The organism is Pseudomonas sp. RC2C2, assembly GCF_018390435.1.
Classification (GTDB): domain Bacteria; phylum Pseudomonadota; class Gammaproteobacteria; order Pseudomonadales; family Pseudomonadaceae; genus Aquipseudomonas; species Aquipseudomonas donghuensis.
This window is the reverse complement of the sequence record NZ_JAHBAX010000002.1, coordinates 687,245-703,183: the sequence shown is the minus strand read 5'-3', so window position 1 is coordinate 703,183 and position 15,939 is coordinate 687,245. Positions and strand designations below refer to the sequence as shown.

At 65.0% G+C, this 15,939-nt stretch carries 13 protein-coding genes and 1 pseudogene; 9 read left to right on the top strand and 5 right to left on the bottom strand.

Translation table 11 applies throughout. The features are described from left to right. Positions 1-22: 22 nt before the first annotated feature. The 8 genes and pseudogenes from KHO53_RS21845 to KHO53_RS25690 form a co-directional block, all read left to right on the top strand. On the top strand, positions 23-1,474 hold the full coding sequence (locus KHO53_RS21845) for an SEL1-like repeat protein (protein WP_036995962.1): 1,452 nt from the start codon (positions 23-25) through the stop codon (positions 1,472-1,474). Further along, positions 1,471-2,895, top strand: a complete 1,425-nt coding sequence (locus KHO53_RS21840; RefSeq protein WP_213570824.1) for an alginate export family protein — start codon at positions 1,471-1,473, stop codon at positions 2,893-2,895. Before KHO53_RS21845 ends, KHO53_RS21840 begins: the two co-directional genes overlap by 4 nt. 14 nt (positions 2,896-2,909) lie before the next feature. Then, positions 2,910-4,337, top strand: coding sequence for an MBOAT family O-acyltransferase (locus KHO53_RS21835; RefSeq protein ID WP_213570823.1), 1,428 nt, complete (start codon positions 2,910-2,912; stop codon positions 4,335-4,337). A 9-nt stretch (positions 4,338-4,346) separates the two neighbouring features. After that, positions 4,347-5,441, top strand: coding sequence for an alginate O-acetyltransferase (locus KHO53_RS21830; RefSeq protein ID WP_213570822.1), 1,095 nt, complete (start codon positions 4,347-4,349; stop codon positions 5,439-5,441). Positions 5,442-5,451: 10 nt separating this feature from the next. Continuing rightward, entirely contained in the window at positions 5,452-6,096 is a 645-nt protein-coding gene (locus KHO53_RS21825; RefSeq protein WP_010221868.1) for an alginate O-acetyltransferase AlgF, read from the top strand. A gap of 3 nt (positions 6,097-6,099) precedes the next feature. Then, entirely contained in the window at positions 6,100-7,509 is a 1,410-nt protein-coding gene (locus KHO53_RS21820) for an alginate O-acetyltransferase AlgX-related protein (RefSeq protein ID WP_249684637.1), read from the top strand. Further along, positions 7,500-8,615 carry a polysaccharide lyase gene (locus KHO53_RS21815; RefSeq protein WP_213570821.1) on the top strand — a complete coding sequence of 372 codons (1,116 nt, stop codon included), beginning with the start codon at positions 7,500-7,502 and terminating at the stop codon, positions 8,613-8,615. Before KHO53_RS21820 ends, KHO53_RS21815 begins: the two co-directional genes overlap by 10 nt. 17 nt (positions 8,616-8,632) lie before the next feature. After that, positions 8,633-9,811: pseudogene (locus KHO53_RS25690) on the top strand (right-handed parallel beta-helix repeat-containing protein); the annotation flags it as partial. A gap of 267 nt (positions 9,812-10,078) precedes the next feature. Here the strand turns inward: KHO53_RS25690 and KHO53_RS21805 are convergent. Both KHO53_RS21805 and KHO53_RS21800 read right to left on the bottom strand, forming a co-directional pair. Beyond that, positions 10,079-10,510, bottom strand: a complete 432-nt coding sequence (locus KHO53_RS21805; RefSeq protein ID WP_026001234.1) for a GNAT family N-acetyltransferase — start codon at positions 10,508-10,510, stop codon at positions 10,079-10,081. A gap of 62 nt (positions 10,511-10,572) precedes the next feature. Beyond that, complete coding sequence (locus KHO53_RS21800; RefSeq protein WP_159388490.1) at positions 10,573-10,971, bottom strand: DUF488 domain-containing protein; 399 nt, start codon at positions 10,969-10,971, stop codon at positions 10,573-10,575. A gap of 128 nt (positions 10,972-11,099) precedes the next feature. Between KHO53_RS21800 and KHO53_RS21795 the strand changes: the two genes are divergently transcribed. Then, positions 11,100-12,716 carry an inorganic phosphate transporter gene (locus tag KHO53_RS21795; protein WP_036995976.1) on the top strand — a complete coding sequence of 539 codons (1,617 nt, stop codon included), beginning with the start codon at positions 11,100-11,102 and terminating at the stop codon, positions 12,714-12,716. 71 nt (positions 12,717-12,787) lie between these two features. On the opposite strand, the gene KHO53_RS21790 is transcribed toward KHO53_RS21795, so the two are convergent. The 3 genes from KHO53_RS21790 to KHO53_RS21780 are packed head-to-tail and all read right to left on the bottom strand — an operon-like array spanning position 12,788 to position 15,925. Next, positions 12,788-13,483 (bottom strand): glutathione S-transferase N-terminal domain-containing protein, encoded by a 696-nt coding sequence (locus tag KHO53_RS21790; protein WP_213570820.1) that lies wholly within the window; start codon positions 13,481-13,483, stop codon positions 12,788-12,790. Positions 13,484-13,531: 48 nt separating this feature from the next. Further along, on the bottom strand, positions 13,532-14,038 hold the full coding sequence (locus KHO53_RS21785) for a GNAT family N-acetyltransferase (RefSeq protein ID WP_010221859.1): 507 nt from the start codon (positions 14,036-14,038) through the stop codon (positions 13,532-13,534). Between the two features lie 48 nt (positions 14,039-14,086). After that, positions 14,087-15,925, bottom strand: coding sequence for an amidohydrolase (locus tag KHO53_RS21780; RefSeq protein WP_213571246.1), 1,839 nt, complete (start codon positions 15,923-15,925; stop codon positions 14,087-14,089). Positions 15,926-15,939: the final 14 nt, after the last annotated feature.

The following is a 15,939-nucleotide window of genomic DNA, read 5'->3' as shown; positions in this document are numbered from 1 at the left end:
ACCCGCAAGGAAGGAATAGGCAATGAATGCGAAGACGCCCTCCCGCCTGCTGCTGGCCAGCATCGGCCTGGCCTGCGCCAGCAGCGCCCTGGCCGGACAAAGCCTGGAGCAGATCCGCTACGCGCTGTACAAGGACCCGAGCGCCAATGTCAGTGACGACCTGCGCGCCCTGGCCGACCGCGGTGACCTGGCGTCCAAGCTGCTGCTCGGTGATGTGCTGGCCAACAGCGATGGCGCCAGCCGCCCGGAAATCATCGGCCTGTATAAAGAGGCGTTTGCCGATGGCCGTGGCCAGGTCCCGGCGCTGGCCTCGCTGGCGCGCCTGCTGGACCGCACCCCGAGCCTGCAAAACAGTCAGCGCGAGTGGATGGCCCAGGCCCTGACGCGCTATCCGGCGACCCTCGACCCGCGCAATGCCAGCACCACCCTGGAGGTGTTCCTGGTTTACCCGCAACTGGTCTCCACCGAACAGGCCGGGCAGTTGCTGGCGCTGTACCAGCAGTCGTGCCTGCTCAACTGCCGCCCCGAGCTGTACCAGGCCGTGCTGGCCGAGCGCCAGGGTGACCGCGCCGGCGCCGAGCGCTGGTACCAGCAGGCGGTGCGGGTGGATGTGCGGGCGATTGATCGCTACTACCGCTTCCTCGGCGACGATCAGGACCGCGCCTTCGCGGCCTTTGCCCGCAGCCTCGAACCCCTGCGCCCGACCCTGGCCGTGGAGATCGTGCATCGCATCGGCTCGTTGCTCGACAGCATCAACAGCGTGCAGCGCGCCGAGCAGGAAGCCGACCGCTACGAGCGTCAGGCCAGCGCCATGGGCCCGGCGCGGGTGCCACCGGACGCCGCGCAACTGGCCCTGGAGAAACAGCGCAGCGATGCCCTGGACCTGGCCCGCGCCGAAGCCCACCGCTGGCGCGACAACGCCGTCGAACGCGGTTTTGTGCCGGCGATGGTGTCCAAGGCCAACTTCATGATCTCCAACCCCACCGAGCACAACGCCGAAGAGACCCAGGCGCTGATCGACCAGGTCCAGGCTCGCGAAGCGACCCGGGCCAAGGCGCTGCAGGCCTCGTTCTACATGGTCAACAACTGGCTGACCCTGGACCCGGACAAGGCCCGCGCGCTGATCGACGAGCTGCTCGCCAACCGCTACCCCGACGCCGAGCTGCTGCTGGCCGAGTACTACAGCAAGGGCGTGGCCGACCAGCCCGACCAGGACAGGGCCCTGGAGATTTTCCAGGCCCAGGCCCGGGCAGGCTCCACCGCCGCCTGGTACCGCATGGCCACCTTGCACGCTTACGGGCGTGCCATCTGCCACGACCCGGTCAAGGCCTACACCTATGCCCAGGTGGCCCTGGCACTGGGCGAGAACGGTGCCCGCAGCCTGGTCAAGCGCCTGGAAAAGACCCTGAAAAAGGATGACATCGTGCGCGCCCTGGCGGCACGCAACGATCTGTTGAAGGAGGCAACCCTGTGAAAGCCCACCACCCCTTGTTCGGCGCCCTGCTGGCCCTGGCACCGCTGTACCCGGCACACGCCCTGGAAGAAGTCACCGGCCCCGAGGCCGACAGCAGCGAGCCGGTGATCACCTCGGAGTTCTTCAACAAGCTCACCGTGCAAACCGGCTACGGCCCAGAGAACTCCGAAGTCGGCCGCAGCCGCGAGATGTTCTACAGCTTGCGCTACGAGCCGTCGTTCGCCTGGTACTCGCCGGAAAAACGCTGGGCCAAGTGGATGGTCTACGGCCGCGTCTGGCTGAACTATGACTCCAGCGAGTCGGCCAGCGTGCAGAACGAAAACGCCAACAACCTCGACCGCGACCAGCCCGAAGGCTGGTACGCCGAACTGCGCGAACTGTATGTGAAACGCAACCTGCTCGGCGACGACCCGCGCTTCTCGCTGTCGGCCGGGCGCCAGCGCTATTTCGACGACTACGGCATCTGGTGGGACGACAGCATCGAGTCGCTGCGTTTCAACTACAACGACACCTTCTCCCGTGGCTTCGTGGCCGTGGCGCAGAAGTTCTACAACTACAACAGCGACGTCAACCGCCTGGCCGACAGCGAGGAGCGCACCACCTACCTGATGGGCGAATACGCCTACCGCTGGAGCGAGCACAACTGGGCTGGCGTGCGCCTGATGCACGAGAACGACCACAGCGGCCACGACGCCGAAGACCGCTACGACTTCAAGGGCATGCGCTACGGGCTGTTCTTCAAGGCAGACGATCTTGACGTGACGCCGCTGTTCAGCGACTACCACCTGGAACTCGCGGGCCTGGACGGCAAAGTCGACAACACCGACGTCAACGGCGTCACCAGCAGCGGCCACAACGCCAGCGGCTGGGCGGCCCTGGGCGAAATCGGCAAACGCTTTCACGACCTGCCGTGGACACCACGGGTGGCCTTGCGCGGCGGCCTGACCGACAAGCCGAGCAACGACAACGACGGCTTTCGCCTCAATGCCATCCAGTCCGACCGCATCACCCGCCAGGGTAGCTACAGCACGCGCCTGGCCAGCTCCTTCGTCAGCCTCGACCTGCGCAACCTGAGCTACTACGGCATCGCCCTGGAAACCAACCCGACGCCGCGCAGCGCCCTCGATTTTCGCCTGACCGAACTCAAGCTGCGCGACGCCAACGGCACCCTGCCGATCCGCCTCGACGGCGACCAGCGCAGCGAGCGCAACCGCGCCATCGCCCAGGGCAGCCACGGCAACGGCAAGGACGTCGGGCAGATGCTCGACCTCAACTACTACTGGAAGATGTTTCCGGTGGCCATCGACGGCAAGCACCTGGACGTCAACGCCCTGGTCAGCGCCAGCTACCTCAATGCCGGCAACGCCCTGGACAGTGGTGATGACTACCAGCTGACCTTCGGCGTCGTGGTCAGCTACTAAGGACGGAACCCGAGATGATCTTCGCCTCCAACGTGTTCCTGTTCCTCTACCTGCCGCTGTTCCTGGCCGTGTACTTTCTCGCCCGGACGCCGTGGCGCTCGACGGTGATCGTCGCCGCCAGCTACATCTTCTATGCCTGGTGGCGGCCGGACTTTCTCCTGTTGTTCGTGGCCATTACCTACTGGAACTACTGGTTCGGCCTGCGCATCAAGGCGCGCCTGGATGCCGGCGACAAGCGCTGGGCCTTTCGCCTGCTGTGGATCGGCATCATCGGCAACCTGTCGACCCTGGGCTATTTCAAGTACGCTAACTTCGGCGCCGAGGTGCTGGCCGCCCTGCTCGCGCCGCTGGGCATCAACACCTTCACCCTGGAAACGATCTTCCTGCCGCTGGGCATCTCGTTCTATGTGTTTCATGCCCTGAGCTACATCGTCGACATCTACCGCAAGGACGCCACGCCAACCAACAACTTCATCGACTTCGCCGCCTTCGTCGCGCTGTTCCCGCACCTGGTCGCCGGCCCGATCCTGCGCTACAGCCAACTGGCGCCGCAGCTGCGCCAGCGCAGCCACTCGCTGGAGCTGTTTTCCCTGGGCGTGTGCCGTTTCATGCTCGGCTTCATCATGAAGGTGCTGATCGCCGACCAACTGGCGCCGATCAACGTGCTGTTCATCAGCGAAGGCACCCTGCAGTTGAGCGATGCCTGGTTCGGCCTGGTGGTCTCGACCCTGCAGCTGTACTTCGACTTCGCCGGCTACAGCCACATGGCCCTGGGCCTGGCCTTGATGATGGGTTTTCGCTTTCCGGAGAACTTCAACCAGCCCTATGTGTCGCAGAGCATCACCGAGTTCTGGGCCCGCTGGCACATGACCCTGGCGCACTTTCTGCGCGACTACGTGTACATGCCGCTGGTGCGCAAGCGCATCGCCGGGGCGCTGCCGGCGCTGGTCTACACCATGCTGCTGTCGGGCCTGTGGCATGGCGCCAGTTTCGCCTTTATCTGCTGGGGGCTGTTCTTCGGTTTCGGCATGGTCATCGAGCGCAAGTTCAACCTCGCCACCAAGATCACCACGCCCTACCACCTGGGCCGCAACCTGCGCACCTTCGTGCTGATCATCCTGAGCATGCCGCTGTTCTTCACCAACGACCTGCGCCACAGCATCGACATCTACCAGGCGCTGTTCGGCCTCAACGGCCTGGGCTCGCTGGACCTGTACGTGCTCGGCGCCTCGAAGATGGCCATGTCGTTCGCCGCCATTGCCCTGTGCTGGCTGGTGCTGGCCGGCAACAACAACGTGCGCTTCTACGCCGGCCACAAGGAGCAGTACTTCATGCGCCATGTCGGCGGTCTCAAGGCGCTGCTGCTGTGGGCAGGCTTTACCCTGGCGCTGAGCAGCCTGGCGGCGCATTCGTTCTCGCCCTTTTTGTACTTTCAGTTCTAGGAGAGCGCCATGTACCCGGTCATGAATTCAGCCAGCAAGGTCAACGGCATTGCCTTCGGCGTCCTGCTGGCGGGCATGTTCGTCTACTCGCTGCCGCCAGTGTTCAGTTTTGCCCGCAACCAGACCGACGCCTGGAACCTGTTCGTCGACGGCAAGCTGCTGCGCAAGTTCGAGCAAGTCTACGAGAAGCGCTTTTTCCTGCGTGAGCCGTCGGTCGAGCTGTGGGCCAACGCCCAGTACCGGCTGTTCGACGAAGGCACCAAAGGCGTGGTGCTGGGCAAGGACGGCTGGCTCTACACCAACCAGGAGTACCGCGTGCCGAATGATCTGCAGGCCAATCTGGACGGCCAGCTCAAGCAGATCGCCGAGATCGGGCAGCAGCTCAAGGCCCACAACAAGCGCCTGATCCTGCTGCCGCTGCCGATGAAAGCCGACGTGTACGCCGCCCACGCCGAACGCGCGATCGACCCGCGGGCAATCAGCCTGTACGACCGTTTCGTCGAACGCCTGCAGGCGCAGAACATTGCCGTCACGCCGCTGCGTTCGGCGTTTCTGGCCAACCTCGCCGGCCCCGGGCTGTTCCTCAAGTCCGACACCCACTGGAGCCCGGAAGGCGCGCGCCTGAGCGCCTACGAGCTGGCCCGCCAGCACCCGGAACTGCTTGGCGACGAGCGCTACCTGTCGCACAAGGTCGCCGACAAGACGGTCAAGGGCGACCTGATGAACTACATCCAGTTCAACCATGCGCAACTGGCGCCGCAGTTCGGCCCCAGCCAGATCGCCCTGTACGAAACCCTCAAGGCCGAACAGAACGCCGGCGACCTGTTCGCCAGCGAAAACCAGAGCCTGATGCTGGTCGGCACCAGTTACAGCAAGATCGATGACTGGAACTTCGTCGGCTTTCTCAAGGAGGCGCTCAACCGCGACCTGCTCAGTGTTTCGGTGGAAGCCCGCGGGCCGTTCGAGGCCATGAGCCAGTTCCTTGCCAGCGACCAGCTGAGCAACCCCGAGATCGACACCGTGGTCTGGGAGTTCCCCCTGCGCACCCTGCTCGCCCACCGCCTCGGCTCCCTGAGCCGCCCCGGCCAGACCCAACATTTCTAAGGAGAGACTGATGAACATTGCACTGCAACGCCTGCTCGCCACTTCCGCCCTGCTGCTGGGCAGCGCCGCTGCCCATGGCGCCGAAGGCAATGCCGACCTGTACGACGCCGTGGCCCCGGCCGACTCGGCCTTCGTCCGCGTGCTCAACCTGTCCAACGCCAACATCGACGTGACCCTGAGCGGCAAGATCAGCCCGCAACGGGTCGCCGCCGGCCAGCTCAGCGGCTACCGTTTCACCCCGGCCGGCGCGCACAAGATCGCCGTCGGCGCTACCGCCATCGAGCCGCAGCTCAAGGCCAATGCCGCCAGCACCGTGGTCTTTGATGGCAGCAAGCTGACCCTGATCGCCGACAAATACGTCAACGAACCGAAGAAAGCCCAGGTCGCCTTCTACAACCTGACCGCGGCCCAGGCGGCGCTGAAAACCGTCGACGGCAAGCACGTGATCGTCGAGCCGCTGGGCAAGGACCAGACCGGCAGCCGCATGGTCAACGAGATCAAGATCGGCTTTGCCGCCTACGTCGATGAGCAGAACGTGGCCAGGTTCGATGAGCTGTTCCTGAAAAAAGGCCGCTCCTACAGCTACGTGCTGCTGCCCCAGGGCGCCGGCTATCGCAGCATGAGCCTGGCCAACAGCATCGACCCGAGCGAGTGATCCATGGCCATGAAGCGCATTCTTCCCCTTGGCCTGGCCGCACTGCTGAGCCCTCTGCTGAGCACCCCAGGCGTAGCCGCAGAGCCAGGCAAGGCCGCCTGCAGCAGCCTTGAGTGCATGGTCTGCCCGGGCTTGAGCAACCCACAGAACTACGCCGAAGGGCGCATGAAGCTGATGCGTGAAATCGTCCCGGCCAAGGACCGCTGGCTGTTTCGCTCGGCGGTCGACCTGACCAATGATTTTGGCATCCCGGCGCCAATGCGCGCGGAATTCGCCCGTTTGATGGCCGCCTTCCGCCAGCAGGGCATCCACGTGGCCATGGCGGTACAACCGACCCGCGGCCTGATGCACCGCGACAAACTCTACGCCGACAAGCTGCACGGCTTCGACTTTGCCCGCGCCAGCAGCAACCTCGAAAGCTACCTGCAACAACTGCGCGCCGCTGGCGCGGTGGTGCCGCCATTGATGCAACTGGTGCACACCCCGCCCAAGGGCGAGTTCTTCTTTCGCCGTGACCACCACTGGACCCCCGCCGGTGCCGAAGCCACGGCACGCCTGGTAGCCGAGGAAGTGCGGCGCCAGCCGTTCTATGCCGAGCTGAGCAAGAAGCGCTACCGCACCGAGCCCGGGGTCATGGTGCCCAAGGACGGCACGCTGAACCTGGCGTTGAGTTATATCTGCGGCAACAACTATGGTTTCCAGTATGTGCGTGGCTACCAGACCATCCCCGAAGCCGACGGCGCCGATGCACTGTTCGACGACGCGCCGGACCCTGAAGTGATCCTGGTCGGCGACAGTAACGCCGCCGCCCGTGAGGACGAGAGCAAGCAGTTCAACTTCGACGGCTACCTGAAACAGTACCTGGAGGTCGACATCCTCAACTACGCCCTGCCCGGTGTTGGCCAGGACGGCTCGCTGCTCGAATACCTGCTGTCGGAGAACTACAAGCCCAAGGCGCCGCCGAAGCTGATCATCTGGGAGCTGCCGGCCAACTACCAGTTGGAATCCGAGTCGATGTACCGCCAACTGATCCCGGCGGTCAAAGGCGGTTGCCCGGTGTCCACCGAGGTCCTGGCCAACCGTGTGCAGCGCCCGCCGCTGCGGGTCAACGAGCGCATCGAGCTGCTCAGCAACGCAGGTGATGGCCGCAAGCAGCTCGGCAACGGCCAGGGCTTTCTCGATATCCGTATCAGCGACAAGAACGTCAAGGACTTCTACCTGATCGTCTATTACGACAACGGTGCCCGCGACAAAGTCTGGTTCCGCCGCGAAGCGGTGGTCACCGGCGGCCAGTACTACCTTGAGTTGAGCCGCGCCAAGGAATTTGCCGGCGCCAACCTGCTGTCGGTGTTCATGGAACCGACCAAGCCCGGCACTGCCGCCACCCAAGTGGAAACCCGCGTATGCCTGTAAAGACCTGGACCGCGCTGGGCCTGGGCCTGTGCGCCAGCCTGCAGTTGAGCAACAGCCTGGCGGCCAGCTCGATCTGGCCGCCGCGGGCCACCGCGCAGTCGGCGATGATTGCCGACTACCGGACCCTGAGCTGCAGCAAGCAAGTACCAGCGCCCTACACCGGCAGCTTGCAGTTGCAAAGCAAGTACGACCAGCGCGACGCCAGCAAGTCGACCCTGCGCAGCAGCCCGGACGCCAACAGCGAACAGATCGGCAAGCAGGTCAAACAGTTCATCGGCGGCCTGATCTACGCCAGCAAGCGCTTCCAGCGGGCCAAGAATCCGCAGGAGGCGAACATGGCCCTGGCCTGCCAGGACCAGTGGCTGGAGCGCTGGGCCCAGGCCGGTGCACTGCTCAACCCCGACGCCAGCAGCACCGGCATGGCCGCACGCAAATGGGCGGTGGCGGCCATGGCCTCGACCCTGCTGATGACCCAGGCCGCCAGCGACGCCAAGCTGCAATTGTCGCCGGCCCAGAAGGCCTGGTTCAGCCAGCTCGGCGAACGCATCATCGCCGAGTACCAGCCGCGCCGCACGCCGGGCTTTACCTGGTTCAACAACCATGACTACTGGGCGGCCTGGGCCGTGGCCGCCACCGGCATGCTGGTGCAGCGCGACGACTTCATCCAGTGGGCCGACGGCAACCTGCGTCGCGGCCTGCAGCAAGCGGTGAAATCCAGCGATGGCAACTACGCCTACCTGCCGCTGGAAGTGGCGCGCAGCAAGCTGGCCGCCACCTACAGCCAGTACGCCCTGGTGCCACTGGTACTGCTGGCGGAATCGGCGCGGGCCAATGGCCTGCCGTGGAGCAGCGACGATCAGCAGACCCTGGAACTGCTGGCCAACTTCGCCGCCCGCAGCATCCTCGACCCCGACGGCCTGCCCGAGCTCAAGGGCCAGTCGCAGACCGACGTCGCCCCATACAAGCTGGCCTGGCTGATCCCCTTCCTGCAGCGCGCCCCCGGCAACCGCCTGGCTCGCCAGCTGTATGACAGCGAGGACGGCGAGGTCGACAACTACAGCCAGATCGGCGGCCCGCTCAAGCCGTTCTATCCCAAACTGCCGTAACCCAAGGACGAACCGTCATGGCCATGCTTGCCCGCCCGCTTACCCTTTCCTGCCTGGCGCTGCTGTTCAGCGCCATGGCCCAGGCCGCCAGCCAGAGCCTGCCACTGCAGCAAACACTGAGCGCGGTAAACAGCGCCGAACACCAGCGCGACCTGCAGCAGTTGCAGCAACAAGTCAGCCAGGCCGTGCAGCTGCAGGTCGACGAACGCCCGCGCCCGGCTGGCCGCGCCAGTGTCAGCCTGCAACCGATGTTCTCGTCCCAGGCTGGCAGCTGGCCGTTCGAGCCGTTCGTCAACAACGGCCTGTTCCGCGCCATTGCCGGCTACCAGGCGCATCACCCGCAAGCGGTAATGGTGCGCGGCGGCAGCATTACCCTCGCGCAGTTGCACGATGCCCTGAACAACCCGAAGATCATCAAGCGCTACAAGGACGGCTATCTGCTCAGCTACCCGCTGCTGATCGCCAACGACGGCGGCCTGTTGCTTGAGGGCACCAGCCTGTACCTGTACAGCTACTCCGGCACGGCGTTGATCAACCAGGGCTGGCTGGGCCTGAACCAGTCACGCCTGGAAAGCGTCGCCGGCGACAAACCGGGCAGCACCGACCGCGCCTGGCGGCCGTTCGTGGTGGCCTGGGCCGGCAGCCATACCCAGGTGCTGGGCTCGACCCTCAACCGCCTGGGCTACAACGCCAACCTCTCGCGCGGCCTGACCACCGCCTTGAGCAGCCAGCAGGCAGCGTCAACCCGCCCGGCCACGCTGCTGATCCGCGACAGCCAGTTCACTGAACTGGCCAGCGCCGTGGAGCTGCAACACAGTCAGGCGCAGATCGACAACAGCCAGTTCGGCCAGTCTCGGCAGTACGCCATCGACGTGCGCGACAGCCAAGTGACAGTGCGCAACAACCAGCTGCGCGGCATCGACAACAACAGCGGCATCCGCCTGCGCGGCCAGACCCGCGCACGCATTGAGCACAACCTGATCCTCGGCGCGCACAAGGCGGCCATCGAGGTCAGCGAGCAACAGGGCGCCCTGCTGCTCACTGGCAACCTGATCGGCGACAGCCGTGGCAACGGCATCCAGCTACGCAACCTGGCGCCGACGGCTGGCGCGCCGCTGCTGATCAGCGACAACCTGATCGGCAACAGCCGGGGCAGCGCCGTGGATGCCAGCGAGGTCGGCGCCGTGAGCCTGATCGGCAACCGCATCGGCAACAGCCCGGAGTACGCCGTCAGCCTGCGCAACGCCGCGCCGCTGGCCGGGCCGCTGACCTTGAGCGGCAACACCCTGGGCAAGGTCGGCAAGGCTGTGGTGCGAGTCGAAGGCTTGCAGCGGGTGGTGCTGGGGCCGAACACCTTCGAGGGCAAGCCGATTTTGCAGAACCTGCTGATTGGTGACTTGTTGCCGGTGCAGGGCCTGTTGCTGCAGGCGACCCAGCGTCAGGGCTGCGTGGTGCGGGTCGAGCTAAGCGAACGCCCGTTGCATGCGCAAAAAGCACTCGTCCTCGCCCATGCAGACGAAGCCCTCGCGCTCGTACAGGCGCCGTGCCGGGTTGCTCTTGAACACCATCAGGCGCAGCAGCGGCAATTGCCGTTGGCGGGTCCAGTCGGCCAGTTGCGTTAACACCCAGCGGCCGATACCGCGGTCGCGAAAGCCTTCGAGCAGGTGCAGTTCACGGATGAACAGGGCCTGGCGGTCCTGGCTGAGGCTGAAGTAACCCAACGGCTGCCGGGCTTCGCTGATCAGCCACTGCTCGCGCCACGTCCAGGCCTGGTCGAAGGCTTCTTCCTGCCAGAGCAGGTCGAACTCGCGGTAATAAGGCAGCATGGCCCGGCGGGTGAGGTCGCGGGCGAAGGTGCGGTGCTGGTCGGTGGCGGGGGTTAGTTGCACAGTCATAAGGGCCAGGATATGTGGGAGCCGGCGTTGCCGGCGATGGGCTGCAAAGCAGCCCCATTGACTCAAGGTTTGAACTCATCGGCATAACACACCGGCGAACTGCCCGGCCCCTGGCGCTCCAGCTCATCCTCGAGCCATTGCGCCAACACCGTAGCATTGTTGTGCTCAGTGTCCTTGCCAGCATACAGCAAGGTCACATCGCCCTGCCCGGCCATGCCCAGCAACTTCCACCAATGCTCGGGCCGCGCCGTCAGTTCCTCGCGGTAGCGCTCGGCAAACCCGGCAAAATCCACTTCACCGGCATGAAAAGCCTGACGCAACGCCGTTGAAGGCGCCACCTCCGGCAACCACAAGGCTTGCAGCTGGTCCTTGCGCCGGTTGCGCGGCCACAGCCGGTCGACCAGCACCCGCTGGCCATCGCCAGGCTCCAGCGGATCGTAGACGCGTTTGCAGCGGATCATCGCTTCACTCCATCGAATGCTCTGTTGATCCTAGGACTTTCCTTGACCGAGGTCACGGTGCTGTCAGCGATTGTTTTTATCATGGCCGGGCAAGGCTAGACCCTTCCTGGTAACCCGGACCCGTCATCATGACCACCCCGACCCTGGCTGGCAGCCCATCGCTGGCCAACCACGATCCACGCCCGCGTCTGAATCACAAACCCGGCCGCACCACCCTGACCCTGTTCTTCGGCCTACTGGCGGCCGGCCTGGTGTATACCGCCTGGAGCCTGTTCCGCGACATTGACGCCACCGGCACCGTGGTCACCACCTGGACACCCTTTGTGCTGCTCGGCCTGGCGTTGCTGATTGCCCTGGGGTTCGAGTTCGTCAACGGCTTTCACGACACCGCCAACGCCGTGGCCACGGTGATCTACACCCATTCGCTACCCCCGTCGGTGGCGGTAGTCTGGTCCGGCTGTTTCAATTTTCTCGGCGTGCTGCTGTCCAGCGGTGCGGTGGCCTTCGGCATCATCGCCTTGCTGCCGGTAGAGCTGATCTTGCAAGTCGGCTCCTCGGCCGGTTTCTCCATGGTCTTTGCCCTGTTGCTGTCGGCGATCATCTGGAACCTGGGCACCTGGTGGCTGGGCCTGCCAGCGTCCTCATCGCATACCTTGATCGGCTCGATCATCGGCGTCGGCATCGCCAACGCCCTGATGCACGGGCGTGACGGCACCAGCGGCGTGGACTGGAGCCAGGCCAGCAAGGTCGGTTACTCACTGTTGCTGTCGCCGCTGGTGGGCTTTACCTGCGCGGCGCTGTTGCTGCTGGCCCTGCGCATGCTGGTCAAGCGTCGCGAGCTGTACCAGGCACCGGTCGGCAATACGCCGCCGCCCTGGTGGATTCGCGGGCTGTTGATCCTTACCTGCACCGGCGTGTCCTTCGCCCATGGCTCCAACGACGGGCAGAAAGGCATGGGCCTGATCATGCTGATCCTGGTCGGCACCCTGCCCATGGCCTATGCCTTGAACCGGACCATGCCGGCTGACCAGTCGCTGCAGTTCGTCGCGGTGGCCGAGGTCACCCAGCAGGCCTTGCAGCGCAGCGCCCCGCAGGCCGCACCGGCAGACCCGCGACAAACCCTCAGCAGCTTCATTCGCGAGCCGCAGGCCAGCGACGAACTGGTGCCTGCCCTGGCGGCGCTGGCCGGGATGATCGGCACCGAGGTCAAAGGCTACGGTTCGCTCAACCGGGTGCCGGCAGAAGCGATGGCCAACGTGCGCAACGACATGTACCTGACCTCCGAGGCCATCCGCCTGATCGACAAGCACCAACTGGGGCGGTTCGATGCCGATACCCAGGCCAAGGTGCAGGTATTCAAGCAACAGATCGACAACGCCACCCGCTACATTCCGCTGTGGGTGAAGATCGCCGTGGCTATCGCCCTGGGGCTGGGGACCATGGTCGGCTGGCGGCGGATCGTGGTGACCGTTGGCGAGAAGATCGGCAAGACCCACCTGACCTACGCCCAGGGCGCGTCGGCGGAGCTGGTGGCGATGTGCACCATTGGTGCCGCGGACATGTACGGGCTGCCGGTGTCGACCACCCACGTGCTGTCGTCCGGGGTGGCCGGGAGCATGGTCGCCAATGGCTCGGGCTTGCAGATGCGCACCCTCTTCAACCTGATGATGGCCTGGGTGCTGACCTTGCCGGCGGCGATGATGCTGGCGGGGGGGTTGTACTGGCTGTTGCGGCAGGTGTTCTGAATCGCGGGTCAAGCCCGCTCCTACAGTGATTGCGCCGATCCTGTAGGAGCGGGCTTGACCCGCGATGAGGCCTATGCAGGTATCTTCAACCCGCGCTCCACCGCCGGCCGCTGTACGAACGCCGCCAGTACCCGCTTGACGTTGGCAAAGTCATCAAAGCCCACCAGCTCGCCCGCCTCATAAAAGCCGACCAGGTTGCGCACCCAGGGCAGAATGGCGATATCGGCAATGCTGTAGGCGTCCATCACCCACTCACGCCCTTGCAGGCGCTGGTCCAGCACCCCGAGCAAGCGCCGCGACTCGGCCACGTAACGGTCGCGCGGACGCTTGTCTTCGTACGCCTTGCCAGCGAATTTGTGGAAAAAACCCACCTGGCCGAACATCGGCCCGATCCCGCCCATCTGGAACATCAGCCACTGCAGGGTCTCGTAGCGCTGGGCCGGGTCCGCCGACAGCAGTTGCCCGCTCTTCTCTGCCAGGTAAACCAGGATCGCCCCGGACTCGAACAACGCCAGCGGCTCGCCACCCGGGCCATTGGGGTCGAGGATCGCCGGGATCTTGTTGTTGGCGCTCAGGGAAATGAATTCCGGGGTCAACTGGTCATTGGTCTCGAAGCTGACCTTGTGCACCTCGTAGGCCAGGCCGATCTCCTCGAGCATGATCGACACCTTCACGCCGTTGGGCGTGGCCAGCGAGTACAGCTGCAGCAGCTCGGGCTGTTTGGCCGGCCATTTGCGGGTGATCGGGAATGCACTGAGATCAGTCATGAACAGAACCTTGAGCAGAAATTGAGGAAGACACTGTAACCAGTTTTGTCACCGCCGCGCGACCATCACCCAGTCGCGGTGACGCTCCGGGCCACATTCGAACAGCGCCTCGCCGACCTTGCTAAAACCATTGCGCTGATAAAAACGGATGGCCCGGGTGTTCTGTTCATTGACGGTCAGGCGAATCGCCCCGCGCACCGGCGCCAGGGTGTCGTCGAGCAACAGCTGGGCGCCGCCGTGGCCATGGTGCTCGGGCAGCACATAGCAGCGGCTCAGCTCCGGCAGGCCATCAGCCTCGGCAATCCCCAGGGCTTCAGGTGCACTGTCGATCATGCTGTAGCCGACCACGCTACCCAGGTACTCCAGCACCCGCAGGCGCTTGCGCGGATTGAGCAGGTGGAGGACGAAATGCTCGGACTGCAACTGCCTGTCGATGTAGGCCTGCAACGCCTGGGGCGCAGCATCCGGCGGGCTGGCCAGGGCGAAGGTCAGGCCGGCGACATGGCTGAGCGCCTCGGCATCACTGGGCCGGGCAACACGGGTACTGAAAGGCATTATGCAACATCCTGTCGATCGGGCGAACCGGCATGGTAGCCCGAACCCTCAGAAGGCAAAACAGGAACAACCGAATGCGCCCCAAAAGCCCTGAAAATCGCTGACCGGCACCGACGCTTGCCGCGCGCGCTGATGCGCGTGGGCATGCACCGCGCAGGCACCGACGCACTGATGCACCTGGGCGGTCAGCGGCGCGCCCTGGCGCCAGTGCCCGGGGACCTTGGCCACCGGCGACCAGTCGGGCAGCACCGGCAAGGTCGGTGGGTCGAGCCGGGCGAACTCGGCGGCGCCATACACCACCTTGCCATCGACCAGGGTCAGCACCGACTCCAGGTGCTTGATCGCCTCGGCGTCGATGCTGAAATAGTCGGCGCTCAAGGCCGTCAGGTCTGCCAGTTGGCCAACCTTGATCTGGCCCTTCTTGCCCTGCTCGCTGGAAAACCAGGCGCTGCCGTGGGTGAACAGCGACAACGCCGTGTCGCGGTCCAGCCCCTGTGGGTACAGCTCCAGCCCACCAACGGTACGCCCGCTGACCAGCCAGTACAGCGAGGTCCAGGGGTTGTAGCTGGACACCCGCGTGGCGTCGGTGCCGGCGCCGACCGGGATGCCTTCGCCAAGCATGCGCTTGATCGGTGGCGTGTGCTGCGCCGCCTTGGCGCCGTAGCGCTCGACGAAGTACTCGCCCTGAAACGCCATGCGGTCCTGAATGGCGATGCCGCCGCCCAGCGCCCGCACCCGCTCGATGTTCTTCGGGCTGATGGTCTCGGCATGGTCGAAGAACCACGGCAGGCCGTTGAAAGGGATGTCGCGGTTGACCTTCTCGAACACGTCGAGCATGCGCGAGATCGATTCGTCGTAGGTGGCGTGCAGGCGAAACGGCCAGCGCTGCTCGACCAGATGGCGTACCACCGGTTCCAGATCGCCCTCCATGGCGCCGGGCAGGTCCGGACGCGGTTCGAGGAAGTCTTCGAAGTCGGCGGCGGAGAACACCAGCATCTCGCCGGCGCCGTTGTGGCGCAGAAAATCGTCGCCCTGACCGTACTTGACGCTGCCGGTCCAGTGCTTGAAATCGGCCAGTTCTTCCTTGGGCTTCTGGGTAAACAGGTTGTAGGCGATGCGCACGGTCAACTGCCGGGCCTTGGCCAGTTGCTCGATTACCGCGTAATCGTCAGGGTAGTTCTGGTAGCCGCCACCGGCATCGATGGCGCTGGTCAGGCCCAGGCGGTTGAGCTCGCGCATGAACTGGCGGGTCGAGTTGACCTGGTATTCCAGCGGCAGCTTCGGCCCCTTGGCCAGGGTCGAGTAAAGGATCATCGCATTGGGCCGGGCGATCAGCATGCCGGTCGGGTTGCCGTTGGCGTCGCGCTGGATCTCGCCACCCGGCGGGTTGGGCGTGTTGCGGTCATAGCCGACCACACGCAGGGCTGCGCGGTTGAGCAAGGCGCGGTCGTACAGGTGCAGGACAAACACCGGGGTGTCCGGCGCCGCCTGGTTGAGCTCGTCGAGGGTCGGCAAGCGGCGCTCGGCGAACTGGAATTCGTTCCAGCCGCCGACCACCCTCACCCACTGCGGCGCAGGCGTGCGCAGGGCCTGGTCCTTGAGCATGCGCAAGGCGTCGGCCAGGGACGGCACGCCCTCCCAGCGCAGCTCCAGGTTGTAGTTCAGGCCACCGCGGATCAGGTGCAGGTGCGAATCATTGAGCCCGGGGATCACCGTGCGTTGCTTGAGGTCGATGACCTGGGTCGCCGGCCCGCGCAAGGCCATGACCTGGGCATCATCGCCGACTGCCACGAAGCGCCCGTCGCGAATGGCCACTGCGGTTGCTTGCGGCCGCTCGGGGTCCACCGTGTGCACGCGGCCATTGTGCAGGATCAGCTCGGCCGGCATAGCCTTTTCGGTCC